The following is a 24,888-nucleotide window of genomic DNA, read 5'->3' as shown; positions in this document are numbered from 1 at the left end:
AACGCACCCTATGTTCAGTCTCACTGTCAGGGATCACATGATGATCGCCCACAGCTTCAACGGAGAAATTTTTGGGCCGGCACAGGGCCTGCACGGAGCGACGTATGTGGTTGATGTGACCTTTGAGCGGGAGTCGCTGGATAGCGACGACCTGATCGTGGATATCGGGCTGGCGTCCCGGGTGCTGTCGGAAGTGGTCGGCGAGTTCAACATGAAGAACCTTGACGATATCGAGGCGTTCGCCGGTCGCAATACCACCACCGAGTTCATGGCAGTGACACTGTTTGAACGCATGGCTGCGGCCGTGCATCAGGGCAGGCTGGGAGAGACGGGCAAGGGCCTGTGCGGTATGAAAGTCACTCTCGGCGAGTCTCACATTGCCTGGGCCAGCTATCATGGCAAGCTCTGACCAGGCGCAATCGGTCCTCTTTGTTGTCCCGGGCAACCCGGACCAGAACACGGGTGGGTATCGGTACGTACGCCGGCTTGCCGAGGAGCTCAGGGACGTCGGTGTAGAGGTGTCCCGCAAGGGGCTGAGCGGGACCTTTCCGGTCCCGGACCGCCAGGCGGAGTTATCGATGGACCGCCTGTTGGCCAGCTTGAGCGACGGCTCTCTGGTTGTTCTGGACGGACTGGCGATGGGCGCACTGCCGGATGTGATTGCCGACCACGCCGGGCGCTTGCGCATGGTAGCGCTGGTGCACCATCCGTTGGCGGATGAAACCGGTTTGCCGGCCCGGACCCGTGACTGGCTGTTCAGGGTCGAGCGCAGGGCGTTGGCCGCTGTGGCCGGGGTAGTCACCACCAGCCGGCATACGGCTGAACGGCTGCTTGACTATAACGTGCCTGCACAGCGTATCCGCGTAGTAGAGCCGGGATCCGATACCGTCACCAGTTCAGCCCTTGCCAGCAAGCCGCCAAAGGAGGCTGGTTCCGTCATCAACCTGCTGTGTGTCGCACACCTCTCACCCCGCAAGGCACAGCATCGTCTTGTCGAAGCCCTCAGCGGCCTGCAGCATTTGCCATGGCAGTGCACACTGGCCGGCTCGACGGACCGGGACAAAACCTACGGCCAGACAATCCGGGATCTCATAAATACCCACGGTCTTCAGAAGCGCATCATTCTGGCCGGAGAGCTGGATAATGAGGGCCTGGCCCGGGCCTACAAGGCCGCGGACCTGTTCGTGTTGCCGTCGGTTTACGAAGGCTACGGTATGGTCATCGATGAAGCCCAGGCAGCCGGCCTGCCCATTATCACCACCGACGGCGGGGCACTGGCGAGTACCGGCAATCGTCCCGGAATACGACAGTACCCGGCCGGCAATACAGCCCGGCTCAGAACCTGCCTCGAAGAATGGTTGAGTGATCCACAGGAACTGTCCCGGGCGGCACAGGCGGCAAATACGGAAGCACAAAATCTGCGCCGCTGGAGCCTCGCTGCGAGGGAATTCCGGGACGCTCTCGCAAGTTTTCTGCCAGGCGGCGATCTGACCACCTTTGACAGCGACTGGCTAGCCCTGCGGGAGCCGGCTGACCATTTGGCCCGTAACCGCTCATTAATGGCGGAAGTACGCAGCTGGGCGGAGCACGAATACAACACCCGGGATACGGCGAGTGGTCAGCACGCGCCTCCGCTGTTGGTAGCGGACCTGGGCACAGGCACGGGCTCCAACGCCCGATTTCTCGTCCCGACATTGACCGTACCCCAGCGCTGGGTTCTGCTGGACCAGGATGAGCACCTGCTGGCGATTGCCGCAGAGCGCCTGGAACATCTGGATGTGCCACTGGAAACCCGGGCCTGCCATTTGATAGCCAGGACACTGGCCAGCCAGATTCCTGAAGATACCCGGCTGGTGACCGCTTCGGCACTGATTGACCTGGTGTCAGCGGAATGGCTGAAGGCTCTGGCCAGCGCAGTAGCGAGTCACCGGGCGGGCCTGCTGATTGTGCTTACCTACGACGGCAAATTCGAATTGTCGCCGACCGAGGCTGATGACCACTGGATACTGGAAACGGTCAATGCTCACCAGCACCGCGAAAAGGGAGCGGGGGCTGCCATGGGCCCGGATGCAACCGCTTATTTGCAGACGCGACTACAAACCTACGGATATCGGGTGGCGGTAGCTCCGAGCCCCTGGCGACTGACACCGGAGCAATCGGCGTTGCAGGTTGCCTTGTTGGAAGGCTGGCAACAGGCTGTTCTGGAGCAAAATCCGGGAGAGCAGGCACGGGCGGTACGCTGGTTTGACCAGCGGCTGGCCCAGGCACGGGCCCAACGCCTGACCATTCACGTCGACCACCAGGACCTGTTTGCCTGGCCCGCATGTGAAGGTGCCCGCTGACGTGTTACGGCGCGGTGTACCCACCTGGCTGCGATGGGCGTTAACCCTGCTGTTATTGCTAACAACGGCGATGTTTCTCGATGTCTCGGAAGTCTGGCAGGAGCTTGCCCGTTTTTCCCTTCCCATGTTGCTGGCGGCCATGGTGATTTCAGTGCTCCAGGTACTGGTGTCTGCCTGGCGCTGGCGCTACACCGCAGCGCGACTGGCCATCCTCCTGCCATTTGTGGTGGCGGTGCGAGAGTATTATCTGGCGACTTTTCTCAATCAGGTTCTTCCGGGCGGTGTACTCGGAGATGTTAATCGTGCCTGGCGCCATAGCCTGGACTCCGGGGCGCGACTGGGGGCGGTCCACGCGGTGATGATCGAGCGACTTTCCGGCCAGGTGGTGATGATCTCTGTTGCTCTTGGCCTGGGCACCTGGCTTGCAATGCACCAGGGACAGGCTGCTGGTGTCGTTGCCGATCTGGGTGGGGTTGCGGTGGCCGTAGTGGCTGTCGTGATGATCGCACTGGGCGTGGTGGGCCGGTTCTGGGCACCGGGCAGAGGGTACGTCCATGCCTTGCGTCGGGATATTCGCCTGGCGCTACTGAGCTGGCCGGCGATCGTGGTGCAATTGTCCTCTTCTGCCCTGGTTGTAGCGACCTATCTGGGTGTGTTCGCGCTGCTGGCTCTGGCGGCGGGGTACTTGAACGGACCGTTGGAGGTGCTGGTTCTGATGGCGCTGTGCAGCCTGTTATTACTGGCCATGGCTGTTCCTGTCAGCGTGGCGGGCTGGGGTGTGCGTGAAGGCGCCGCTGCGTTGTTATGGCCGTTGGCGGGACTGCCACCGGAGCAGGGAGTAGCGCTGAGCGTGGGCTACGGGCTGGCGGTACTGGTTTCGAGCTTGCCCGGCGTACTGTTTATCGTCCGTGGCCGTCGGCCCGCTGGCTGAAATCCAGGTCAAACAGCATGTCAGTGCCCAGGTCCATCATCTGGGCCCTTGGGCGCAGGGCGCTGTCAAGGTGGCTGATCTCCGGCAATGAAAAAGCGGGACGGCCGCTGCCTATGATCATCGGGGCAACCATCACATGCAGCCGGTCCAGCAGGCCCGCGTTGAGGAACTCAGAGACCGTCAGCCCGCCGCCCTCCACAAAAAGCTTGCGCAACCCGAAGTCCGCCAACACCGCCAATATGTGAGCTGGGTCTGTGGTTTCTGCCGTCCCGAGGCAGGGTACTTCAGTGACGCCTTGCCGCGGTGTCAGTTTGTTCCCGGGCTGATACTCACCGGCAACCAACCGCAGGGTAGGGGATGCTTCGTCACTGAACAGGTGGTGGTCTTCCGGTACCCGCCGGTTGCGATCAATCACCACCCGTACGGGATTGATGCCCGGTGCTTTGCGAACGGTAAGCCGGGGATTATCGGTGGCGGCGGTGCCGGCGCCCACAATCACGGCTTCCGATACGGCTCTAAGGCGGTGCAGGTGGGTAATGCCGTCGTTTCCATTAATAAACCTGGAAGCACCAGTGACGGTAGCGATGCGGCCATCCAGGCTTTGGCCCATCTGCCCAATGACCCGGGACGGGGCTTCTCTCGACAGCGGACAGCACAGGGGCAGGAAAACCGACAGCAGGGCCCGCGCATCTGCATCGGCGTGAAGCCGCAGTTGCCAGTCACCATCACCCCAAAGCTCCAGTGCCGGGGTATCACTGCCCGGTAACGACAGTGTCACGTTACTGCGGTTCACTGCCTCCAGTATCAACGCCCAGGCCGTGTTCTTGTCGAGTATCTGTGCCGCCATACCGAGTAATTCCATTGCTGGTGGATTCATTATAGGCAGATTGTGTGTAAAGCTATATGTACGTTACATTTCCGGTTTGATTCACAAAAAGCGTAATTAAGCCTCCAGAAACCCGGCAGAGAGCAGTTCTTATGCGGTACCTGCAAACCTTCAACCGCCGCTTGCGGCAGATTCGGGAAGCCGGGCAGCTGTCCCGTTGGGATGTGGCTCAGATGTGTGGTGTCGACGAGGCCAGAGTTGTTGGCTGGGAAGCAACGGATGCCAGGCAACGCGGATACCCGGGCGTGACCGAACTGCTCGACCTCTGTATCAAGACGGAAACCCCAATGGAAGACCTGCTGGATCTGGATGACTCCGGCGACACCGAGCAACTCGAACTGCCAGGCCTGGCTTTCAGCCAGGGGGATGGCCTGTCGGCAGCGCTGAAGGAACTGGAACAGGAAATCAGCCGGCTACAGCTTTCGGAAGAAGAGGTGGAACTGCTGCGCCGGTTCCGGAAAACCTCTGACGAAAACCGGCGCATGATTCTGCAGATACTGGGCAGATAACCCGCTGCCCCTTACTTGCCTTTCTTGTAGATATTTTCGTAGACGTAGTTCGTCGCTTCCACAAAGCCGTCGATGCTACCGCAGTCAAAACGACGACCCTTGAATTTGTAGGCCAGCACGCAACCATTCTTGGCCTGTTCCAGCAGCGCGTCGGTAATCTGAACCTCACCGTTCTTGCCCGCAGGCGTGCGCTCGATGATATCGAAAATATCCGGCGTGAGGATGTAGCGGCCGATAATCGCCAGGTTACTGGGGGCATCCTCAGGTGCAGGTTTTTCAACCATATCGGTTATGCGATACAGGCCATCTTTCATGGACTCGCCGGCAATCACACCGTACTTGTGGGTTTCGTCCTCCGGCACTTCCTCAATGGCCACAATCGAGCAGCGGAACTGGTTGTAGAGCTTGACCATCTGGGAAAGTACGCCTTCTCCGTCACTGGCCGCCACGCAGAAGTCGTCAGCCAGCACTACGGCGAACGGACTGTCACCCACAAGGTTGCGGCCGGTCAGGATGGCGTGACCAAGACCCTTCATTTCGTTCTGGCGGGTAAAAGCGAAAGAATTGTGATCAATCAGATCGCGGATGGAGGTGAGCAGGTCTTCCTTGCCCGACCCGGCAATCTGGTGCTCCAGCTCGTAGCTGATGTCGAAGTGGTCTTCTATGGCTCGTTTGCCCCGGCCGGTAACGAAACCGAATTCGTGAACGCCGGCTTCGGCGGCTTCTTCCACCCCGTACTGCACAAGAGGCTTGTTCACAATCGGCAGAATCTCCTTCGGCATGGCCTTGGTGGCCGGAAGAAAACGGGTTCCGTATCCGGCAACAGGGAAGAGACACTTCTTGATCATAACGTTCGTCCTTATATTCGCGTGGGTCACGGCCTGTTGTAAGTCAGTCATCCTTGAAGGCTGACTCACGAAGTATGCCAAGTGTAACCAAGTTGTTGCTCTAAATGGAGGTCCCGGTACTGAAATGTAGAGATTGGTAAAAAGGGGACCTGGTTCCCCTTTGGTATTGCTTGTTGATTTGCATAGAAAAAACTTTCAGTTAGCGCTGTAACTGACTGTATTATTGACACATTTTGTTTGTAAAGTTTGGCAACAGCCGCTGGATTTATCCTTCCTGATGCAATACATTCCCCCACATGAAAAATTCTTTAGAATAACCGGCTTTCCTTTCATGTTTTGGCCGGGGCTATCTGTCAGGACCCTAACCCTTGAAATTATCCCTGTTGATTGCACTGCTGTGGTGTGTTGTCAGCCAACCTCTCTACGGCCAAGAAAACGGCGCCTGGCTCCGTAATGGGTGGCAGCCTTATTCCGGTAACTTCGCCGGCAGTGCGGACGCTTTCAAGGAAGAGCGCGAACACTGGTTGCGGTCGCGGCTGAAGTTTTCCGGCAAGACAGCGCTGAACAGTGATGGCATCAATGGCGCAGTAGGCGTTGCAGCGGACAGACTGGTCGGCAAGAGCGACGCCATCGGATTCGACTACCGCGATGCCCGATCCTACAAGAATGATACCGACTCCAGTGGTGCATCCTTCCGCTACCGTTTCCCGGCGGGGGCCAACCGTTTGCGGATTGAAGCGGGTAGATCCCGCTACGAACATGCGGTAAGCAATGGTGACCGCCGCTTTAACGCCAGTGGTGAGTCCCGTGTGATGGGGCTCGGCGTGAGCCGCCCACTGTTTTCCAGGTTTGGAATGGCGTTTGGCGGCATCGCACAGCACCGGGGGCGCGACAGTGTATCGTTCCGGGAAAACAGCCTGGTCTCCGAATCCCGTTACCAGCTTTCGACCCTGGGCCTGGAAGCGCGTGGTGGTCATGAACTTTGGGGCGGAATAGTCGCCAACACCAATATGCTGGCGTTGAGCGGTCGTGAATTCCAGGCAACCGACTACCCGATGCATGACGATCAAACCGAAGAAGGAGACTTCTACAAGGTAGCCATGTCTGCCTCCGTGGAGCATGAACTGTTCCAGTGGAACTGGCGGGTCAAAGGCCGGTACCAGTTTGCAAATGAAGACCTTCCGGCCTCCGAGTACATCACAGTTGCTGGCCCGTCCATGCTCACCGGTTTCAACGGTCAGTCACTTTCCGTGGTCCGGGGTGGTTGGCTTCGGCTGGATACCGCCAGCCCCGCCTGGCCGATGCCCTTCGTCGATGGCGTACTGTCCAGTGTAAACTTTGCTGTGCTGCAGGGCTGGGTTCCCTATTCAGTGGCCCAGGCAAACCGGCACGGTACGGCCAGTGCGGGCCAGGTCTCATTGAAGATGCAGGGCCGCGCTTTCACCGCCAACGTCAGCGTGGGCCGGATGATTCGAACGTCAAGCACGGCCATGACAATGCCCGACCATCCGGACGTGCGGTTCTCGCTGTCCATGGGGATCTGATCCCGAGCCTTACAAACTTGTCACTTGAGTAAGTTTCGGCCGCAGGTGCTACATTAGTGGTTCTAAGGGACGGAATTGAGGTCGGAGAACCATGCGCTCAGGGACAGGATTGCTAACGCTGCTTATATTGGCGTTTTTTCTCTACACCATTCCGGCTCAGGCTTTAGAGTTCGGAGAAGTGGTCGACAAGGCCAGGGCCCTGGCCGAAAAAAAGTATGAGAAGCCACCGGAAGTGCCGGGATTCCTCCGGGACCTGGATTACCAGGACTATCAGTCGATTCGATTCAATCCGGAGGCCAGCCTCTGGCGGGAAGGTCTTTCCCTTTTCCGGGTCATGATGGTGCCACCGGGAAATTTCTATACCCACACGGTAAAGCTCAACGAGATTGACGCCACCGGTGTTCGCCCCATCACTTTTGACAAGACTGCCTTCAGCTTCCCCGATGACCTTGCCAAACGAATTCCCCCCGATCTTGGCCATGCCGGCTTCAAGCTGACTTACCCCCTTGGTGAGGGAACCGAGCAGAATCAGTTTCTGGTTTTTGCCGGAGCAAGTTACTTCCGGGGCGTAGGCGCGGATAACAGTTTCGGGCTGTCGGCCAGAGGCATTGCCTTGAACACCGGCCTTCCCTCTGGTGAAGAGTTTCCTTCCTTTATTGAGTTCTGGCTTGAGCGTCCCGGCGGTAGCAGTGATCGTGTAAGGGTTTACGGGTTGCTGAACGGCCCCAGTGTCGCCGGCGCCTACCGCTTCGATATACAGCCGGGGCCGACCACGCGGGTGGATGTCAGTGCCGAACTGTTTTTCCGTTCAGATGTGGAGCAGCCGGGCCTGGCGCCACTTACCTCCATGTTCTACTACGGCGAGAACACCGTGCGGCCGGTGGGAGAGTGGCGGCCGCAGGTTCATGATTCGGATGGTCTGCTGATTCACGACGCAGGCACTGACGAGTGGTTGTGGCGACCACTGGTGAATCCTTCCCGCCTCAAACTCAGTTACCTGCAGATCAACCGCCTTGGCGGTTTTGGCCTGATCCAGAGAGACACCGCCTTCCACCAGTTTGAAGATGCAGAAGCCCGATACGATTTGCGCCCCAGCGCCTGGGTCTCTCCCCGGCCAGGCTGGTCCGACGGCGAAGTGGTGCTGGTAGAGATTCCCACGGATTCGGAAACAAACGACAACGTAGTCGCATTCTGGAAACCGAAGGGAGGTGCGAGCAAGGGAGAGCACCGTAAACTGGACTATACGCTCAGTTTCGGTGGCAAAGATGTGGCAGGCCAGGAGACCGGGCGTGCGGTAAACACCTTTATGGGGGATGGCGACCGCACCGGAGGTGGTGATGCCGCGAATGCCTTCCGCATCATTGTCGATTTTGCTGGCGGGCCGCTGGATGCACTCAAGGCGGATGCTGCGGTGGTTGGCAACGCCAGTATAGGAAGCGGTGGCGACGGGGCTGAAGTCCTCGAGCATTATGTGGAATTCATCGAGGCTGACAACAACTGGCGGCTGTCGATGCTGGTGCGGCCCGGCAAAGGAACGGATACGATTCTACGCGGCCAGTTGCTGCTGGACGACAAGCCGCTGACGGAAGTCTGGACCTATTCGTTATCGGAGGCTGCCAGGATCCGACAGGGTGGGTCATGACCAGCGCCCTGAACATGCCGGAAATCCTTTGCCAGCAGGCGCTGGAAAGGGTGCTGGCCTACCTGGGTGATGACGGTGTTGTGCTGACAGCGGACACCTGCAGGCAGGCGCTCCGACTTGTGGAGTCAGCACTTGCCGAAAATGCCAGCCCCGACCTGCCTGCCCGCTGTGTTGCCAGCATTCCCGATTATTTCGAACTCCCCTGTGAAAGCATTCCGAAAGCCAGCCCACCGTTGAAGCGCGGATGCATCGGTTATGACTGACATGGACGACGCAGCAGATACATTGGCTCGGAGACGTTCCGGAGGCTGGCGTAGAGTCGCCACAATCAGGCGTTTTCTGATGACCGTCTTTGTGGTGGGGCAGACGCTGGTCGCCTGCTACTTTCTGCTCTGGGTTCTGCCATATCACGGTGGCACTCTGGTGGAGCTGGGGCTCCTGGTGCTGTTTGCCCTGCTGTACATGTGGATTGCAGTGGGCTTCTGGACGGCAGTCCTCGGTTTTGTGTTAAGGCTGGTCGGAGGCGACCGCTACAGCCTGTTGAAGCGGTATGAAGGAGAGGCGCTGGAAGCCACGCCGTTGGCCAGAACGGCCATTATCATGCCGGTCTATCACGAGCCCGTGTACTGGACACTCAGTGGGCTCAAAGCAGTGTACCGGGATCTTGAACGCTCCGGCCATCTGGACCAGTTCGAATTCCATATTCTTTCCGACAGCCGGGACCCGAATGTCTGGCTCGAAGAGCAGGCTACCTGGTATCGCCTGTGCCAGGAACTCGGGGCCGAAGGCCGTTTGTTCTATCGGCGCCGGCGGGTGAACCTCAACTTCAAGAGCGGCAATGTGGCGGACTTCCTGCGCCGCTGGGGTCGCCGTTATCGCTACATGGTGGTCCTTGATGCCGACAGTCTGCTCAGTGCAGACACCATCGTGCGCATGGTGCAACTGATGGAGCGGGAGCCGAACGTCGGCATACTGCAGACGGCGCCCTCCCTCATCAACGGTGAATCCCTGTTTGCCCGGGTACAGCAGTTTTCCAACCGGCTCTATTCCGCCCTGTTTGCCACTGGCCTTGCCGCCATCCAGATGGGTGATGCCGCTTTCTGGGGGCACAACGCCATTATCCGCATCAAACCCTTTATGGCTCATTGCGGCCTGCGCAAGCTGCGCGGGTTTGGTCTGTTCCGCGGTCCTATCATGAGCCACGACTTTGTGGAGGCAGCCTACATGGGTAGAGCCGGTTACGAAGTCTGGCTGGAGCCTGGTCTGAGCAACAGTTTCGAAGAGTCTCCGCCAACGCTGTCGGACGAACTGTCCCGAGACAACCGCTGGTCCCGTGGCAATCTGCAGCACCTGTGGATTCTGCTGTTCGGGCGCCGGCTTCGCCTGGCCCACAGGATGGCCCTGTTAAACGGCGTCATGGCCTATATGGCCTCGCCCCTGTGGCTGGGGTTCCTGATTCTCACCACCGTGGAAGCGGTGCAGATGACCGTGGCCAGCATCGATTACTTCCCGGAGGGACATCAGGGGCTGTTCCCACTCTGGCCTGAATGGCGACCGGAATGGGCACTGGGCCTTGCGTTAAGCACCCTGTCGCTGTTGTTCATTCCGAAATTCCTGGCCATTCTGGACGCGGTTATTCACGGCACTTCCAGGCAGTTTGGCGGCGTTGTTCGGTTATTTGTCTCCGTGCTGGTCGAAATTGTGGTTTCAGTGCTGCTCGCGCCAGTAAGGATGATCGCCCATAGCCAATACGTTCTTGGTGCCTTGCTGAACGTGTCGCTGACCTGGGCCGGGCAAAACCGCACACAGGAGACCTCCTGGCGAGAGGCACTTGTGACCCAGTTTCCCGGAATGCTGGTTGCGGCTGGATGGTCCGCCTTTGCCTGGAGCCTGGACCCCATGTTTTTCCTCTGGTCACTGCCGGTCGCGATTCCGCTGTTGCTGGCGGCCCCCACCTCCGTCTTGCTGAGCAAGGTCAGCGCGGGACAGGCGCTGCGTAAGCTGGGCATGCTGGTGATTCCGGAAGAACGTGAGTCCGTGCAGGTGCTGGACGATGCCCGTGCAGCCAGGAGTGACAGCAGAAATGCTTCCATGCTGACAGCAGTCGAGGAAGCAGTGGTCCGGCCAAGGCTTAACAGGCTTCATCAGGCACTGGCACGAGATGTCCGCCTTGCCAAGCGGGAAGAGTTGCTGGTGCCGCTGGTGGAGCATTGCGGTACAGCGGGTCCCGACTCATTGTCCCGTAGCGAACTCAGCCAGCTGTTCCGTGACAGGCAGTCCCTGGCGGAGCTGCACGAGCGTGCCTGGCAGGCACCGATCGACAGTTTCTGGGGCCGGCGTATCGCTATCCTGAGCAGAAAAGGCAGAAAACGCAGAACACGGAGCGCATGATGGATAGACGCACACTGATCAAGACCTTTGCCGCCCTTGCAGGCGCCCAGGCGTTGCCTTTGTCTGCATTGATGTTCAGCCGGCTGGCGCAGGCCGAAACGCTGGGTGAGGCGCGCCCGTTCAGCTATACCTGGCTTAAGGGACATGCCAGAGCCTTGGCAGGGGAGCCGTGGAAATCGGAGGAAGGGAGTTTGCCGGGCTCTCTCAAACACCTGTCCTGGGACGACTATCAGGCTATTCGTTTTCTGCCCCAAGAGGCACTCTGGCGTAATGACGATAATGCCTTCCAGGTCCAGTTGTTTCATCTGGGCCTGTACTTCCAGTCGCCGGTGCATATCTATGAGGTAGAAAACGGACAGGCCAGGGAACTGGCCTATCAACCGGACTACTTCAGTTATGAGGGAGAAGAGCCCCTCGGCACACTGCCCAGGGATCTTGGCTACGCCGGCTTCCGGGTGCACTTCCATACAGACTTCGAAAGGGATCTGGTGGCTTTTTTGGGGGCCAGCTACTTCCGCGCGGTGGGGTCCGATATGCAATATGGCCTGTCCGCAAGGGGGCTGGCTATCGACACCGGCCTGAACCGTGAAGAGGAGTTTCCCCAGTTCACTGCATTCTGGCTGGAAAAGCCGGCTCCGGGCAGCCATCAAATGGTGGTGTACGCCTTGCTGGATTCTCCCAGCACGACGGGCGCCTACGCTTTCACCATGACCCCGGGGCGGAACACGGTGATGAAGGTCGATGTGGCGCTGTATCCCCGCAAACCCATGGAGCGTGTAGGCGTTGCGCCCCTGACCAGCATGTACCAGACCGGCGAAAATGATCGCCGCATGGCCAACGACTGGCGCCCGGAAATTCACGATTCTGATGGGCTAGCGGTCCATAACGGGCAGGGTGATTGGCTCTGGCGGCCACTGGTAAACCCGCGATCAGTGCGGGTAAACAGTTTTGTCGACAAAAACCCGAGAGGCTTCGGCCTGCTTCAGCGCGACCGGGATTTTGCCCGCTACCAGGACGACGGCGTGTTCTATGACAAGCGCCCCAGTGCCTGGATAGAACCCCATGGTGAATGGGGAGCCGGCAGCGTGATGCTGGTGGAAATTCCCACCAAGGACGAAACGTTCGACAACATTGTCGCCTTCTGGAACCCAGAGGAGCCACTGGAGCCGGGGAACGAGTACCTTTACTCCTACACCCTGACCTGGGGCGAAGAACCCCCGCGACAGCCGGAAGCACTGGCGACGGTACAGGCAACCCGCACAGGGCTCGGGGGCGTGATTGGCCAGAAAAGAGAGTACTTCTCCTGGCGGTTTGCGGTGGATTTCGCAGGTGGCCCGCTGCCTTTGCTGGCCGACGACGCGGAAGTAGAGCCCGTGATCACCGCCAGCCGTGGCCGGGTGGAAATCACCTCGGCCCGCCCCCTGGCCTCCATTGATGGTTTCCGGGCCATGTTCGATCTGGTGCCCGATGACTCCCTGGAACCCATTGACCTGCGGCTGCAACTGAAGTTGGGCGACCAGGTACTGACAGAAACCTGGCTGTACCAGTACACACCGCCACCAGAGCAAGAGAGGGCATAGCCATGGAAGAGCGGCAAACAGAACCCGAGGGCGTGCCAGAACGTACCCTGATACAGAGGGTGGATATACGAAATACCGCAATGGTTGTGCTCTCTTCCGTCGCGGCCCTGTATTTCATCTCCTGGGCCCAGGCCGTATTGGTCCCCCTGGTGGGGGCCATCCTCATCAGTTACGCCCTGGACCCACTGGTGTCCGGGCTGGAAAAATTTCGGATTCCCCGCCCCCTCGGTGCCGCACTGGTGTTGACTATTCTGGTGGTGACGATTGCTGGCGCGAGTATCCCGCTTAAGCGGGAAACCATGGCCATACTGGACAAGGCGCCCTGGGCAATCGAGCAGTTCCAGCGTGCTGAAGCGCGCTCGGCGCCAGAGGAAGAAGGCGTTATGGAAAAAGCCCAGGATGTGGCAAAAAAAATCGAGGACACTGCCGAGGAGGATGAAAAGGAGACCGAACAGCCGGACGTGATGCGCGTCAGGATTGTGGGCGAGAAGTTCAATGTCTGGAAATACCTGATGGAAGGGTCATCGACGATACTGGTGCTGGTTTCCCAGGTTTTTTCGGCATTGTTACTGGTGTTTTTCATGCTTTCTGCAGGGAGACTCTATAAACGCAAAGCCGTCAGATTGTCGGGGCCGTCGTTCCACAGAATGCGCAAAACGGCGCGGATCATGAACGAATTCCATAGCCAGGTGCGGCGCTTTCTGTTCGTGATGTTGCTGGGCGGCCTGTTTGTGGGCTTTTTTACCTGGCTGGCGTTTTTTTTACTGGGCATGGAGCAGGCTGTTTTCTGGGGCGTGGTCGCGGGAGTGGCAAGCGTCGCACCTTATCTGGGGCCTTTTCTGGTAATGGTCGGATCTGGCGTGGCAGCATTCATTCAGTTTAGTACCGTCGATATGGCCTTACTTATCGCCGCTATCTCGCTCGTGATCACCAGCATCCAGGGCAACCTGCTGCTGCCCATGCTTACCAGCCGTCTCTCCAGCCTGAATGAAGTGGCCATCTTCCTGGGCCTGCTGTTCTGGGGTTGGCTCTGGGGCCCGGTAGGACTCATCGTGGCGACGCCCGTGCTGATGATTATCAAAACCCTGTGTGACCATGTCAGCAATCTGAGAGCGGTGGGGGAGTTGCTGGGCAAATGAGGGTGTCATGTCAACAATTGAGCAATCTTTGGTCGATGGATTGTTGACAATACCATCCGTCCGGCGTAAATTTCGGGTCATTATAGTCACGATTGTTGACAAACTATGTCCGAAGCCGCCATCCAAACCTACACCCGCGCCGACGAAGCCTTCGATTGTCTGCAAACGGCTATCGTCAAAGGCGATCTTGTCCCCGGCGAAAAAATCGGCGAAGTGGAACTCTGCTCCCGTTTCAACCTTACCCGTGGCCCGTTGCGGGAGGCCCTTGGCCGGCTCGAATCCCGAGGACTGCTGGTCCGCCGGCCCCATGCCGGGGTAAAGGTGGTGTCCGTGAGTGCAGACGAACTCATGGAGCTGTACCGCATTCGTGAAACCATGGAAGGCCTTGCCGCCCGCCAGGCCGCCGAACGAATGACCGACGAAGAAATTGCAGACCTCCACGCTACCCTCGATGCCCACGAACAGATGATCGAGCAGGCCCAGGGCCAGGCCTACTATCAGGCGGAAGGCGATTACGACTTCCATCACCGCATCGCCACCGGCAGCCGCAACACAAAACTCGCGCAAATGCTGCTGGGTGATCTTTACTATATGGTCCGGATGTACCGTTATCGCCTGAGCACCTCCTCCGGCCGGCCCCACATGGCCCTGGGAGAGCACCGAAGAATCGCAGAAGCCATCGCTCAGCGCGACGGCGAACTGGCGGAGTTCCTGATGAAACGCCACATCAACGCCGCCCGCAAAAACATAGAAACTAAGATCCACAACGGCAGCCTGACAATCTGATGGTTGCCCGGGGTGCAACGAACCATGTCGGATTACGGCTGCGCCTAATCCGACCTACAAGTGCCAAGACAGAACACCAACAACGTAGGTCGGATTAGCGCAGCGTAATCCGACAAACCAAAACCCATAGGTCGGATTTACCCGTGAAGGGCATGAAAGGCGCAGCCGTAATCCGACAAAAAGAATCCACCAGTATAGAGAGGCCAACACCATGTCTAAAAAACCATCCCCGGGCGCCCGCTTCCGCAAAGCCCTGAAAGAAAACCACCCGTTGCAAATCGTAGGCACCATCAACGCCTACACCGCCATGATGGCGGAAAAGGTCGGCCATCAGGCCATCTATCTGTCGGGCGGCGGCGTAGCCAACGCCTCCTACGGCCTGCCGGACCTGGGCATCACCACCATGAACGACGTGGTTGAAGATGTTCGCCGCATCACCGCAGCCACCGACGTACCGCTGCTGGTCGACATCGACACCGGCTGGGGCGGTGCCTTCAACATCGGCCGCACCATCCGTGAAATGGAACGCGCCGGCGCTGCTGCAGTCCATATTGAAGACCAGGTAGCTCAGAAGCGTTGTGGTCATCGGCCCAACAAGGAAATCGTGTCCCAGGAAGAAATGGTTGACCGCATCAAAGCTGCGGTGGATGCCCGTGAAGACGACGACTTCTTCATCATGGCCCGCACCGACGCCTTCCAGAAAGAAGGCCTCGAAGCCGCCATCGAACGTGCCAAAGCCTGTATCGAGGCGGGCGCCGACGGCATCTTTGCTGAAGCCGTCACCGAACTGGAACACTACAAAGCCTTCTCTGAAGCCCTGAACGTACCGGTACTGGCCAATATCACCGAATTCGGCGCCACGCCACTGTACAACCGCAAGGAGCTTGCAGAAGCCGGCGCCGGTATGGTGCTGTATCCACTAAGCGCCTTCCGCGCCATGAACAAGGCCGCATTGCTGGTGTATGAAAACATCCTTGAGAAGGGCGACCAGAAAGACGTGGTTGACCTGATGCAGACGCGGATGGAGCTGTACGACTTCCTGAACTACCACGACTTCGAGCAGAAGCTGGATGAGTTGTTCCAGCAGAAGAAGGGATAGTCAAAATTTGGGCCTGCTTGTCGGATTACGGCCCTGCGGGCCTAATCCGACTTACAAATGCCCCGGCCCGGACCAACCAGAACCATAGGTCGGATTAGGCGAAGCCGTAATCCGACAACCCAAACAAAATATCGGGGGAGAACACCATGGCAGAATCGAAAAAACTCGGAGGTGCTGGCCTTCGCGGGCAGGTTGCCGGCGTAACAGCACTGTGTACCGTGGGACAGTCCGGCACCGGACTGACCTATCGCGGCTATGACATCAGCGACCTGGCGGAAAACGCCCAGTTCGAGGAAGTGGCGTACCTGCTGTTGCGGGGAAAACTGCCCAATCAGCAGGAATTGAATGCCTACAAGCAGAAACTGGTGAGCCTGCGCGAACTGCCCTACGCCGTGAAATCCGTGCTCGAACACATTCCCAAAAACGCTCATCCCATGGACGTTATGCGTACCGGCTGCTCCATGCTGGGCAACCTGGAAACCGAAACCGACTTCAGCCAGCAGGACGACAAGATCGACCGCATGCTGGCGCTGTTTCCGGCCATCATTACCTACTGGTACCGCTTTGCCCACGAAGGCGTGCGTATCGACACGGCCAGCGACGTGGACTCCATTGGTGGCCATTTCCTCGAGCTGCTCCACGGCAAGAAGCCCAATGAGCTGCACGAGCGCGTCATGAACGTATCGTTGATTCTTTATGCCGAGCACGAGTTCAACGCCTCGACGTTCAGCGCCCGTGTCTGCGCCTCCACGCTGTCTGATATCCACAGCTGCGTAACCGGTGCCATCGGAACCCTGCGCGGCCCGCTGCATGGCGGCGCCAACGAAGCGGCCATGGCTCTGATTCAGAAGTTCAAGACCCCCGACGAAGCCGAGAAGGGCCTGCTGGGCATGCTCGAGCGCAAGGAGAAGATCATGGGCTTCGGCCACGCTGTTTACAGTGAGTCTGATCCCCGCAACGCCATCATCAAGAAGTGGTCCGAAAAACTCGCCAACGAAGTGGGCGACACCGTGCTGTACCCGGTATCAGTACGCTGCGAGGAAGTGATGTGGCGCGAGAAAAAACTCTTCTGCAACGCCGATTTCTTCCACGCTTCCGCGTATCACTTCATGGGCATTCCCACCGAGTTGTTCACCCCCATCTTCGTGATGTCCCGGGTATCCGGCTGGACCGCCCACGTGAAGGAACAGCGCGAAAACAACCGCATCATCCGCCCCAGCGCCGATTACAACGGCCCCGAGCATTCGGAGTGGGTGCCGATCGAGCAGCGCGATTGAGAACGGGGGAGATGGCCTCATGTCGGATTACGCCTTTGGCTAATCCGACCTACATGTTAGCGCCATCAACCAAGTAGGTCGGATTAGGCGCAGCCGTAATCCGACACCCAAATCGTAGGTCGGATTAGGCGCAGCCGTAATCCGACAACCCAGGACCACGAGCAACGCCAATGAACACAAATTACCGCAAACCCCTCCCAGGCACCGACCTGGACTATTTCGACACCCGCCAGGCCGTAGAAGACATCCAGCCCGGCGCGTATGACAAACTCCCGTATACCTCTAAAATCCTGGCAGAACAGCTCGTTCGCCGTTGCGACCCGGAGGCACTGACGGATTCCCTGAAACAGCTGATCGAACGCAAACGCGACCTGGACTTCCCCTGGTACCCGGCGCGTGTGGTTTGCCACGACATCCTGGGCCAGACAGCCCTGGTAGACCTGGCCGGCCTGCGTGACGCTATCAAGGAAAAGGGCGGCGACCCGGCCAAGGTGAATCCCGTGGTACCAACGCAGCTGATCGTTGACCACTCCCTGGCCGTTGAACACGCCGGTTTCGAGAAGGACGCCTTCGAGAAAAACCGCGCCGTTGAAGACCGCCGCAATGATGACCGCTTTCACTTCATCAACTGGACCAAGACAGCATTCAAGAACGTGGATGTGATTCCTCCGGGCAACGGCATCATGCACCAGATCAACCTGGAAAAGATGTCCCCGGTGATCCAGAACCGGCCGGACGGGGAAGGCAAGCACGTTGCCTACCCGGACACCTGCGTAGGCACGGACAGCCATACGCCAATGGTTGACGCCCTGGGTGTTATCTCCGTTGGAGTCGGCGGTCTGGAAGCCGAAAGCGTCATGCTCGGCCGTGCCTCCATGATGCGCCTGCCGGACATCGTCGGCGTTGAGCTGACCGGTAAGCTGCAGCCGGGTATCACCAGCACGGACATGGTTCTGGCCATCACTGAGTTCCTGCGCAAGGAACGGGTGGTCGGTGCCTACCTGGAATTCTACGGCGAAGGCGCCGACAGCCTCACCGTCGGCGACCGCGCCACCATCTCGAATATGACTCCTGAGTATGGTGCTACCGCTGCCATGTTCTTCATCGACGGCCAGACCATTGATTACCTGAAGCTGACTGGCCGCGAAGACGATCAGGTGGCCCTGGTTGAGACCTACGCCAGGGAAACCGGCCTGTGGGCCGACAGCATGAAAAACGCCGAATACGAGCGTGTGCTGCAGTTTGACCTGTCGAAGGTCAAGCGCACCCTGGCAGGCCCTTCCAACCCGCACGCACATCTGCCCACCTCCGAACTCGCCGAGCGCGGCATTGCCGGTGAATGGGTGAAGGAAGAAGGCAAGATGCCGGACGGCGCGTGCATCATTGCGGCCATCACCAGCTGCACCAACACCAGTAACCCCCGCAACATGGTGGCTGCCGGCCTGATCGCCCGTAACGCCAACAAGCTGGGCCTGACCCGCAAGCCCTGGGTGAAAACCTCCCTGGCACCGGGCTCCAAGACCGTGAAAATGTATCTGGAAGAAGCCAACCTGATGTCGGAGCTGGAAGAACTCGGCTTCGGTGTGGTGGCCTTTGCCTGCACCACCTGTAACGGCATGAGCGGCGCCCTGGATCCGAAAATCCAGAAGGAAATCATCGATCGGGATCTGTATTCCACCGCCGTGCTTTCCGGTAACCGCAACTTCGATGGCCGGATTCATCCCTACGCCAAGCAGGCGTTCCTGGCGTCACCGCCATTGGTGGTCGCCTACGCCATTGCAGGCACCATCCGCTTCGACATCGAAAAGGATGCCCTGGGTTACGACAAAGACGGCAATCCGGTCACCCTGAAGGACATCTGGCCGGATGATGCGGAAATCGACGCCATCGTCAAAGCCAGCGTAAAGCCGGAGCAGTTCCGCAGCACCTACATTCCGATGTTCGACATCACCCGGGATGCCCAGGCCAACACCAACCCGAACTACGACTGGCGGCCGCAGAGCACCTACATCCGTCGCCCGCCGTATTGGGAAGGTGGCATGGTGGGGGAGAAAACCCTCAAGGGCATGCGCCCGCTGGCCGTGCTGCCAGACAATATCACTACGGACCACTTGTCACCGTCCAATGCCATCCTGATGGACAGTGCCGCCGGTGAATACCTGCACAAAATGGGCGTGCCGGAGGAAGACTTCAACTCCTACGCCACCCACCGTGGTGACCACCTCACGGCCCAGCGCGCCACTTTTGCCAACCCGAAACTGTTCAACGAAATGGTCAGGGACGAGAACGGCAACGTGAAGCAGGGCTCACTGGCCAGGATCGAGCCGGAAGGTAAAGTTACCCGCATGTGGGAAGCCATCGAAACCTACATGGAGCGCAAGCAGCCACTGATCATCATCGCTGGCGCGGATTACGGCCAGGGTTCCTCCCGTGACTGGGCCGCGAAGGGCGTTGCTCTCGCCGGTGTAGAAGCGATTGCTGCGGAAGGTTTTGAGCGCATCCACCGCACTAACCTGGTGGGTATGGGCGTGATGCCCCTGCAGTTCGAGGAAGGCACCACCCGCAAGACTCTGGCCCTGGACGGCACTGAAACCTACGACGTGGAAGGCACTGCGGCTCCGCGTGCTGAGTTGACGCTGGTTATTCACCGCAAGAACGGAAGTACAGAGCGTGTGCCCGTTATTTGCCGGTTGGATACGGCCGAGGAAGTGTCGATTTACAGTGCCGGTGGGGTGTTGCAGCGGTTTGCGGAGGATTTTTTGCAATCCGAGGGTGCTGCGTAGCCTGCGAAAGTGTCGGATTACGGCCCTTTGGGCCTAATCCGACCTACGCCAGAGTTGGCGACGAACCCCGTAGGTCGGATTAGCGAAGCGTAATCCGACACCCAACCCCGATTCCGACCCCCAATCCAAAAAGGTACCCCATGCCCAACGCCCCCCAAATCAAAATCCCCGCCACCTACATGCGTGGCGGCACATCAAAAGGCGTCTTCTTTCGCCTGCAAGACCTCCCGGAACCGTGTCAAACCCCGGGCGAAGCCCGGGACAAACTCCTGCTCCGGGTCATAGGCAGCCCCGACCCCTACCAGAAACAAATCGACGGTATGGGCGGCGCCACTTCAAGCACCAGTAAAACGGTCATCCTCGCAGCGCCCACACAGCCAGACCACGATGTGGACTACCTGTTCGGCCAGGTCTCCATCGACAAGCCCTTTGTCGACTGGAGCGGCAACTGCGGCAACCTCACCGCTGCCGTGGGTGCCTTTGCCATTAACGGTGGCTTCGTTGGCAAAGACCGAATTCCCGAAAACGGCACCGCCACCGTTCGCATCTGGCAGGCCAACATCAAAAAAACCATCGTCGCCCACGTGCCCATCACCAACGGGGAAGTGCAGGAAACCGGTGATTTCGAACTGGATGGTGTCACCTTCCCGGCGGCCGAAGTGCAGGTCGAATTTATGGACCCGGCCGACGGCGAAGGCGCCATGTTCCCCACCGGCAACCTGGTGGACGACCTGGAAGTGCCCGGAGTAGGCACACTCAAGGCCACCATGATCAACGCCGGCATACCTACGATCTTTCTCAATGCAGAAGACATCGGTTACAAAGGCACGGAGTTGCAGGATGACATCAACAGCAACCCCGAAGCCCTGGCTATGTTCGAAACCATCCGCGCTCACGGCGCCGTGAAGATGGGCCTAATCAAGAGCGTGGAAGAGGCTGCCAGCCGTCAGCACACCCCCAAGGTCGCTTTCGTGGCCAAGCCGTCGGACTACGTATCATCAAGCGGTAAAACCATCGGGGCAGGGGATGTCGATGTACTGGTGCGTGCCCTCTCCATGGGCAAGCTCCACCATGCCATGATGGGAACCGCCGCCGTCGCCATCGCCACCGCTGCCGCCGTTCCGGGAACACTGGTAAATCAGGCGGCCGGTGGTGGTGACCGGACGTCTGTGACCTTCGGTCATCCGTCCGGAACATTGCAGGTAGGCGCAGAAGCCAGCCAGGTAAACGGCCAGTGGACCGCCACCAAAGCCATCATGAGCCGCAGTGCGCGTGTGCTTATGGAAGGTTGGGTGCGAGTACCGGGCGGAAGCTTTTGATGTGTGTTTGGGAATGTAAACCTTAATAAACAGAAAAGCCGGAAATGTCTTAGGAGATTTTTCCGGCTTTTTTGCTCGGCGTCGACATAATTTACGCATTTATAGGCCATGTTTCTGAAAATCTGCTTAATAATTAAAATTAAATAATAAAACTGCTTTTTAAAGCGCCTTATTTACAAAATAGTAATTTATATACCCCGCATTAATATACATGGCGTTTAAGGTTCCGCTCTTATAATAAGATATTGTCCAATATAATTACGCTTTTATTTATAGTTGATATAAAAAATATTGTATCTGCATGAAATATAAGAACATAAATAATATGGCGTGGATGTTGCTTACTGTTGCGGCCGTTGACACGCTTGCTTTCCGTATAGTGGTCATCGTCAGTAATCAAGGAGAGATTAATATGAACACTGCACTTAAAAGAACACTCTTGTCGTCGCTTGTCGTACCTTTTGCACTCGGTGTGCAATCTGCCAACGCAGCGGAGATTACCGAGTGGGGTTATAACGTCGGCAACACCTTCGCTAACGCGCAATTCAATGGTGGAGGCTCAGGCGGCACCGCCGTCGCAGAAGACCAAAACCTGTCATGGGGCAGTGCTGATCTTACTGATACCGGGGACCGGTCATCGGTTGCGATCGAGAATGTATCCGGCACAGGTGGCCTGTTCACCAATGGCGGCTATGTTAATGGTGGAACCTTCACTCACACCAACAATATCATCAGCTCCAGCTACGCAACGCTGACCAGTTTTGACCTGATTTCATCCCTGACGCTGAACGCCGCAACACCGAATACCGGTGACGTTCAGATGCTGGATGATCTTACCTTCAAGACGTCGTTCATCGAAACGCAGAATAATGCCAGCAGCTGCTTTGCAGGTTCGTCACCGAAAGCCTGTGATGATATTTTTACCATCGACAATCTCGACGAGTTGGATGGTACCAAGAATGTCGACGGCTGGTTCGAGATCGCGTCACCGTCGTTCACCATTGACGACTACAGCTACACGGTGTTCCTTGAGCTGGAAAGTCTATTCGCCCTCGGGGAAACCTGCGATGTGGCCGGTGCTCCGGCTGACTGCGTTGGTCTTCAGACCGTTGAAAACCAGGAAAACACCTTTCAGACCCGCTTCCGTATTGCCTCTACTCCGGTAAGCGTTCCTGAGCCAGGTACACTTGCGCTGATGGGACTGGGCCTTACTGGATTTGCGCTTTCTCGGAGGAAAAAAACTGCCACGGCATAACTGCCACGGCATAACGTTTGAAAAGAAAACCCCTGCCAGGGGTCGGCGGGGGTTTTTTATGCCCTTCAGAAGGTCGGATTTGCCCGTGAAGGGCATAGAGTGGAGGGCGTAATCCGACAATCGCAATAAGCTTAAGCCCTGCTGCTACGGCGTGGTGCACATGCGGGGTGTCTTGGAGCAAAAAAGCACCAGTCAGAAAATATTCGATATAAAACAGGTGGGAAAAAGTCGCCTGATTCTGGTTGTAACGAATTTGAGACAATATGTGTATAAATACACAACACATCTACACTAAAGGCTTACACCCCGGCTTTGATCCACTGGCGTCAGAATAATTTACGCGTCTTCACGTTAGTCTGGTTTTGAAATTCGTTTTTAATCAAATAATGCTTATAAGACAACTTGGTTAAATGCTTTTATTCTAATCGGACACCTTTAAATATCGCTCGAAAGTACACATGGCGCCTAAGGCGATGTGTTTAAGCGCATCGAATGTCGAAGATACTTACACCTGCATCTCTAAGGTAATCAGGCGCTAAGTGTAAGTTATTTAAATGAAACAACTTTTAATACATGGTATGGCTAATGCTTATGAATCAGTACCGCTGACTCGCTGGCTTGAATTCCGGCTGCCAGCGTTCACAATCAAGGAGAGATCATTATGAACACAGCACTTAAAAGAACCCTTCTATCGACCATTGTCCTGCCTTTAACACTCGGTGCGGCATCTGCCATCGCGGATCCGATTGGCTTCTGGGACTATACGGTTGACAGTAATTTCTCAAACGCGACATTCACTGACAAACAAAATGGTAACACCGGCAGCCAAACTACTGACCCCAATGAGATTTCATGGGGTGGAGTTGGAGATGCGAATCGATCATCTGTTGCAATTACTGATGTAGATTCATTAGCTGATCCCCTCCCATTACTCGAAACTAACGGCGGCGCCGTTAACGGGGGTGTATTTACCCATACCAATAACATTATCGATCTAGATTTTGATACGCTGCTATCGTTTGACCTGACCTCCACGCTGACGCTGTATCCGAATCCGGCCGCCGACGGCAATACCGAGGAACTGGATCCTATTACCTTCAATACCCGCTTCACAGAAACGCCGAATGCAACTGAACCCTGTGCCGATGAAGGCTCCACGCCGTGCGGTGACATTTTCACCGTTGTGAGCATTGAAGGCTTGGGCGACTTTTCTGGTGGAATGCTCGAGGGACAGTCGTTCATTCAAGGCGGTTATCTCTACACTGTGTTTCTTGAGCTAGCTGGTCTGACAACGTTGCCTGACACTGCCTGTGCAGCGGCGAATGCCAATGCTGGATGTGTTGGTCTTCTGACCCCGGAGGGCCAACCTAACTCCTTCCAGTCCTCGTTCAGTATTACCGCTAGAGAGGTTCAGGTTCCCGAGCCAGGCACCCTGGCACTGCTGGGCCTGGGCCTCGCCGGACTTGGCCTGTCACGCAGGAAAAAAGCAGCAAAAGCATAATGTCTGAACGGCTATAACGTTTAGACGAAAGTGCTGAAAGTAAAAGCCCCCGCTTCTGGCGGGGGCTTTTTTGTTTTCAGACCGGCTCCGTCGTGGGGTCAGGCAACCTCCCTTTCCTTTACCTGATCGGCGGTATCCGGTTTCGCCGGCAGGTATCGTCCATCGTCAGTAATCAGCGACCAGACGTCTGGACGACGCTTCTTTATACCGTCAATCAGTGACGCTGCTTCGGTAAAGGCAGGACGGCGACGGCCGTGGTACTCCATCACAGGCCCCACATGGTCAAATTCCACACCAAATCGCTTCAACAGGCGTAGCTGTGCAGGCTCCATGATTGCCATCCAGTGGGTTATGCCGTGTCTGACAGACATCTGGAGAATGCCGGCAAAAAGCCCCAGGCTGATATAGGGCATGGCGCGTCTGCCATTTTCCGAATCGCTATAGGAGGCAAAATCGCTGATGCCAGCGGCCGAAGCGTCCTCATTCAGACGCCGACGGAACTCCCGGCTGACCGCCATGCGGGATATTTCTGCGATCTGCTCACGGCGTGCGCCTGCAAAGGCGTCCCGTGCAGGCTGGTCCATCCGATGGATACAGGGCCCTTCCATCGGAAAATCGGACTGCTCCGGGCTATCGCCCGCCATGACGAGACGAACCGCGGCGACGCTGTCTCCCGTTATTCGGTGTCGGATCAGAGCGTGCGCGGATCGCGGGTCGTAGGCATCGTGCTCGCGTTTATCGGCGAAGCAGTCAGGGTCTTCGAAATGCCGGTCAATGCAATAGACCTGATACCGGACCTCGAAGACCTTGTTGATCACCTCGGGAGACGTCGCCAACTGGACATTGAATACCGAGTTGAAAATAGTACTGACGTCTTCCGGTAGTTCCTGGTCTTTTGTGTTTTCTGTTTCTTGGTGGAGTGCAAACCCTGTGTTCATTTCTGGATCCTCATTCTGTCCCTTTCAGGGAGCTGTTAGGGCGATAGTCGCAGTGATAAAAAGGCGCCGGTTAAACTCCATTTGACGGCGTACTACGGGTGTATCGAGGCTACAGCTC

At 57.5% G+C, this 24,888-nt stretch carries 20 protein-coding genes; 17 read left to right on the top strand and 3 right to left on the bottom strand.

Annotation, left to right across the window (positions count from 1 at the left end; translation table 11 throughout):
* Positions 1 to 10: 10 nt before the first annotated feature.
* Genes FDP08_RS03630 through FDP08_RS03620 form a run of 3 tightly spaced genes read left to right on the top strand, consistent with a single transcriptional unit; the run spans position 11 to position 3,273 of the window.
* Positions 11 to 409, top strand: coding sequence for a 6-pyruvoyl trahydropterin synthase family protein (locus tag FDP08_RS03630; RefSeq protein ID WP_137434661.1), 399 nt, complete (start codon positions 11 to 13; stop codon positions 407 to 409).
* Positions 396 to 2,342 (top strand): glycosyltransferase, encoded by a 1,947-nt coding sequence (locus FDP08_RS03625; RefSeq protein WP_137434660.1) that lies wholly within the window; start codon positions 396 to 398, stop codon positions 2,340 to 2,342. The genes FDP08_RS03630 and FDP08_RS03625 overlap by 14 nt, the downstream gene beginning before the upstream one ends.
* 1 nt (position 2,343) lies before the next feature.
* Positions 2,344 to 3,273 carry a lysylphosphatidylglycerol synthase transmembrane domain-containing protein gene (locus FDP08_RS03620; RefSeq protein WP_228263226.1) on the top strand — a complete coding sequence of 310 codons (930 nt, stop codon included), beginning with the start codon at positions 2,344 to 2,346 and terminating at the stop codon, positions 3,271 to 3,273.
* Here FDP08_RS03620 and FDP08_RS03615 read toward each other — a convergent pair.
* Complete coding sequence (locus tag FDP08_RS03615; RefSeq protein ID WP_137437211.1) at positions 3,242 to 4,120, bottom strand: RibD family protein; 879 nt, start codon at positions 4,118 to 4,120, stop codon at positions 3,242 to 3,244. The genes FDP08_RS03620 and FDP08_RS03615 overlap by 32 nt on opposite strands.
* A 131-nt stretch (positions 4,121 to 4,251) precedes the next feature.
* On the opposite strand from FDP08_RS03615, the gene FDP08_RS03610 reads away from it, so the two are divergent.
* Positions 4,252 to 4,668: a helix-turn-helix domain-containing protein gene (locus tag FDP08_RS03610; RefSeq protein ID WP_137434659.1), complete on the top strand. Its 417-nt coding sequence runs from the start codon at positions 4,252 to 4,254 to the stop codon at positions 4,666 to 4,668.
* Positions 4,669 to 4,679: 11 nt separating this feature from the next.
* Here the strand turns inward: FDP08_RS03610 and galU are convergent, their stop codons facing one another.
* Positions 4,680 to 5,516, bottom strand: a complete 837-nt coding sequence (gene galU, locus FDP08_RS03605) for a UTP--glucose-1-phosphate uridylyltransferase GalU (protein ID WP_137434658.1) — start codon at positions 5,514 to 5,516, stop codon at positions 4,680 to 4,682.
* A gap of 368 nt (positions 5,517 to 5,884) precedes the next feature.
* Between galU and FDP08_RS03600 the strand changes: the two genes are divergently transcribed.
* The 13 genes from FDP08_RS03600 to FDP08_RS03540 all read left to right on the top strand — a co-directional run bounded on the left by FDP08_RS03600 (position 5,885) and on the right by FDP08_RS03540 (position 23,832).
* Complete coding sequence (locus tag FDP08_RS03600; protein WP_137434657.1) at positions 5,885 to 7,060, top strand: ShlB/FhaC/HecB family hemolysin secretion/activation protein; 1,176 nt, start codon at positions 5,885 to 5,887, stop codon at positions 7,058 to 7,060.
* Positions 7,061 to 7,151: 91 nt separating this feature from the next.
* Entirely contained in the window at positions 7,152 to 8,702 is a 1,551-nt protein-coding gene (locus tag FDP08_RS03595) for a glucan biosynthesis protein G (RefSeq protein WP_137434656.1), read from the top strand.
* Positions 8,699 to 8,965: a hypothetical protein gene (locus FDP08_RS03590; protein ID WP_137434655.1), complete on the top strand. Its 267-nt coding sequence runs from the start codon at positions 8,699 to 8,701 to the stop codon at positions 8,963 to 8,965. The genes FDP08_RS03595 and FDP08_RS03590 overlap by 4 nt, the downstream gene beginning before the upstream one ends.
* Before the next feature lie 79 nt (positions 8,966 to 9,044).
* Positions 9,045 to 11,093 (top strand): glucans biosynthesis glucosyltransferase MdoH, encoded by a 2,049-nt coding sequence (mdoH, locus tag FDP08_RS03585; RefSeq protein WP_427901835.1) that lies wholly within the window; start codon positions 9,045 to 9,047, stop codon positions 11,091 to 11,093.
* Entirely contained in the window at positions 11,093 to 12,673 is a 1,581-nt protein-coding gene (locus tag FDP08_RS03580) for an OpgD/OpgG family glucan biosynthesis protein (RefSeq protein WP_137434654.1), read from the top strand. Before mdoH ends, FDP08_RS03580 begins: the two co-directional genes overlap by 1 nt.
* Positions 12,674 to 12,675: 2 nt before the next feature.
* On the top strand, positions 12,676 to 13,812 hold the full coding sequence (locus FDP08_RS03575; protein ID WP_137434653.1) for an AI-2E family transporter: 1,137 nt from the start codon (positions 12,676 to 12,678) through the stop codon (positions 13,810 to 13,812).
* Between the two features lie 105 nt (positions 13,813 to 13,917).
* On the top strand, positions 13,918 to 14,598 hold the full coding sequence (locus tag FDP08_RS03570) for a GntR family transcriptional regulator (RefSeq protein ID WP_137434652.1): 681 nt from the start codon (positions 13,918 to 13,920) through the stop codon (positions 14,596 to 14,598).
* Between the two features lie 211 nt (positions 14,599 to 14,809).
* Complete coding sequence (gene prpB / locus FDP08_RS03565; RefSeq protein WP_137434651.1) at positions 14,810 to 15,697, top strand: methylisocitrate lyase; 888 nt, start codon at positions 14,810 to 14,812, stop codon at positions 15,695 to 15,697.
* A 146-nt stretch (positions 15,698 to 15,843) separates the two neighbouring features.
* The gene (gene prpC, locus FDP08_RS03560) at positions 15,844 to 16,974 is read left to right on the top strand and encodes a bifunctional 2-methylcitrate synthase/citrate synthase (RefSeq protein ID WP_137434650.1); all 1,131 of its coding nucleotides are present in this window, start codon (positions 15,844 to 15,846) and stop codon (positions 16,972 to 16,974) included.
* Between the two features lie 170 nt (positions 16,975 to 17,144).
* Positions 17,145 to 19,757, top strand: coding sequence for a Fe/S-dependent 2-methylisocitrate dehydratase AcnD (gene acnD / locus FDP08_RS03555; protein WP_137434649.1), 2,613 nt, complete (start codon positions 17,145 to 17,147; stop codon positions 19,755 to 19,757).
* A gap of 140 nt (positions 19,758 to 19,897) precedes the next feature.
* A complete protein-coding gene (gene prpF, locus FDP08_RS03550) occupies positions 19,898 to 21,076 on the top strand; it encodes a 2-methylaconitate cis-trans isomerase PrpF (RefSeq protein ID WP_137434648.1) in 1,179 nt (392 codons plus the stop codon).
* 325 nt (positions 21,077 to 21,401) lie between these two features.
* Positions 21,402 to 22,331: a THxN family PEP-CTERM protein gene (locus FDP08_RS03545; protein WP_228263225.1), complete on the top strand. Its 930-nt coding sequence runs from the start codon at positions 21,402 to 21,404 to the stop codon at positions 22,329 to 22,331.
* Between the two features lie 661 nt (positions 22,332 to 22,992).
* A complete protein-coding gene (locus FDP08_RS03540) occupies positions 22,993 to 23,832 on the top strand; it encodes a THxN family PEP-CTERM protein (protein ID WP_137434647.1) in 840 nt (279 codons plus the stop codon).
* Between the two features lie 98 nt (positions 23,833 to 23,930).
* Here the strand turns inward: FDP08_RS03540 and FDP08_RS03535 are convergent, their stop codons facing one another.
* The gene (locus FDP08_RS03535; protein ID WP_137434646.1) at positions 23,931 to 24,770 is read right to left on the bottom strand and encodes a PEP-CTERM/exosortase system-associated acyltransferase; all 840 of its coding nucleotides are present in this window, start codon (positions 24,768 to 24,770) and stop codon (positions 23,931 to 23,933) included.
* Positions 24,771 to 24,888 lie beyond the last annotated feature (118 nt).

The sequence above is a fragment of the Marinobacter panjinensis genome (assembly GCF_005298175.1).
GTDB classification, from domain to species: domain Bacteria; phylum Pseudomonadota; class Gammaproteobacteria; order Pseudomonadales; family Oleiphilaceae; genus Marinobacter; species Marinobacter panjinensis.
Note: the sequence above shows the minus strand (reverse complement) of the source record. Positions and strands in the feature narration are given on the sequence as shown.

What these genes read in the sequence shown, in the direction of transcription:
- mdoH (WP_427901835.1), top strand. Translation starts at nt 9,045, where the DNA reads ATGACCGTCTTTGTGGTGGGGCAGACGCTGGTCGCCTGCTACTTTCTG.
- FDP08_RS03545 (WP_228263225.1), top strand. Translation starts at nt 21,402, where the DNA reads ATGGCGTGGATGTTGCTTACTGTTGCGGCCGTTGACACGCTTGCTTTC.
- FDP08_RS03575 (WP_137434653.1), top strand. Translation starts at nt 12,676, where the DNA reads ATGGAAGAGCGGCAAACAGAACCCGAGGGCGTGCCAGAACGTACCCTG.
- galU (WP_137434658.1), bottom strand. Translation starts at nt 5,516, where the DNA reads ATGATCAAGAAGTGTCTCTTCCCTGTTGCCGGATACGGAACCCGTTTT.
- prpC (WP_137434650.1), top strand. Translation starts at nt 15,844, where the DNA reads ATGGCAGAATCGAAAAAACTCGGAGGTGCTGGCCTTCGCGGGCAGGTT.
- FDP08_RS03535 (WP_137434646.1), bottom strand. Translation starts at nt 24,770, where the DNA reads ATGAACACAGGGTTTGCACTCCACCAAGAAACAGAAAACACAAAAGAC.
- FDP08_RS03590 (WP_137434655.1), top strand. Translation starts at nt 8,699, where the DNA reads ATGACCAGCGCCCTGAACATGCCGGAAATCCTTTGCCAGCAGGCGCTG.
- FDP08_RS03610 (WP_137434659.1), top strand. Translation starts at nt 4,252, where the DNA reads ATGCGGTACCTGCAAACCTTCAACCGCCGCTTGCGGCAGATTCGGGAA.
- FDP08_RS03595 (WP_137434656.1), top strand. Translation starts at nt 7,152, where the DNA reads ATGCGCTCAGGGACAGGATTGCTAACGCTGCTTATATTGGCGTTTTTT.
- prpF (WP_137434648.1), top strand. Translation starts at nt 19,898, where the DNA reads ATGCCCAACGCCCCCCAAATCAAAATCCCCGCCACCTACATGCGTGGC.
- FDP08_RS03630 (WP_137434661.1), top strand. Translation starts at nt 11, where the DNA reads ATGTTCAGTCTCACTGTCAGGGATCACATGATGATCGCCCACAGCTTC.
- FDP08_RS03625 (WP_137434660.1), top strand. Translation starts at nt 396, where the DNA reads ATGGCAAGCTCTGACCAGGCGCAATCGGTCCTCTTTGTTGTCCCGGGC.
- acnD (WP_137434649.1), top strand. Translation starts at nt 17,145, where the DNA reads ATGAACACAAATTACCGCAAACCCCTCCCAGGCACCGACCTGGACTAT.
- prpB (WP_137434651.1), top strand. Translation starts at nt 14,810, where the DNA reads ATGTCTAAAAAACCATCCCCGGGCGCCCGCTTCCGCAAAGCCCTGAAA.
- FDP08_RS03615 (WP_137437211.1), bottom strand. Translation starts at nt 4,120, where the DNA reads ATGGCGGCACAGATACTCGACAAGAACACGGCCTGGGCGTTGATACTG.
- FDP08_RS03580 (WP_137434654.1), top strand. Translation starts at nt 11,093, where the DNA reads ATGGATAGACGCACACTGATCAAGACCTTTGCCGCCCTTGCAGGCGCC.
- FDP08_RS03570 (WP_137434652.1), top strand. Translation starts at nt 13,918, where the DNA reads ATGTCCGAAGCCGCCATCCAAACCTACACCCGCGCCGACGAAGCCTTC.
- FDP08_RS03540 (WP_137434647.1), top strand. Translation starts at nt 22,993, where the DNA reads ATGAACACAGCACTTAAAAGAACCCTTCTATCGACCATTGTCCTGCCT.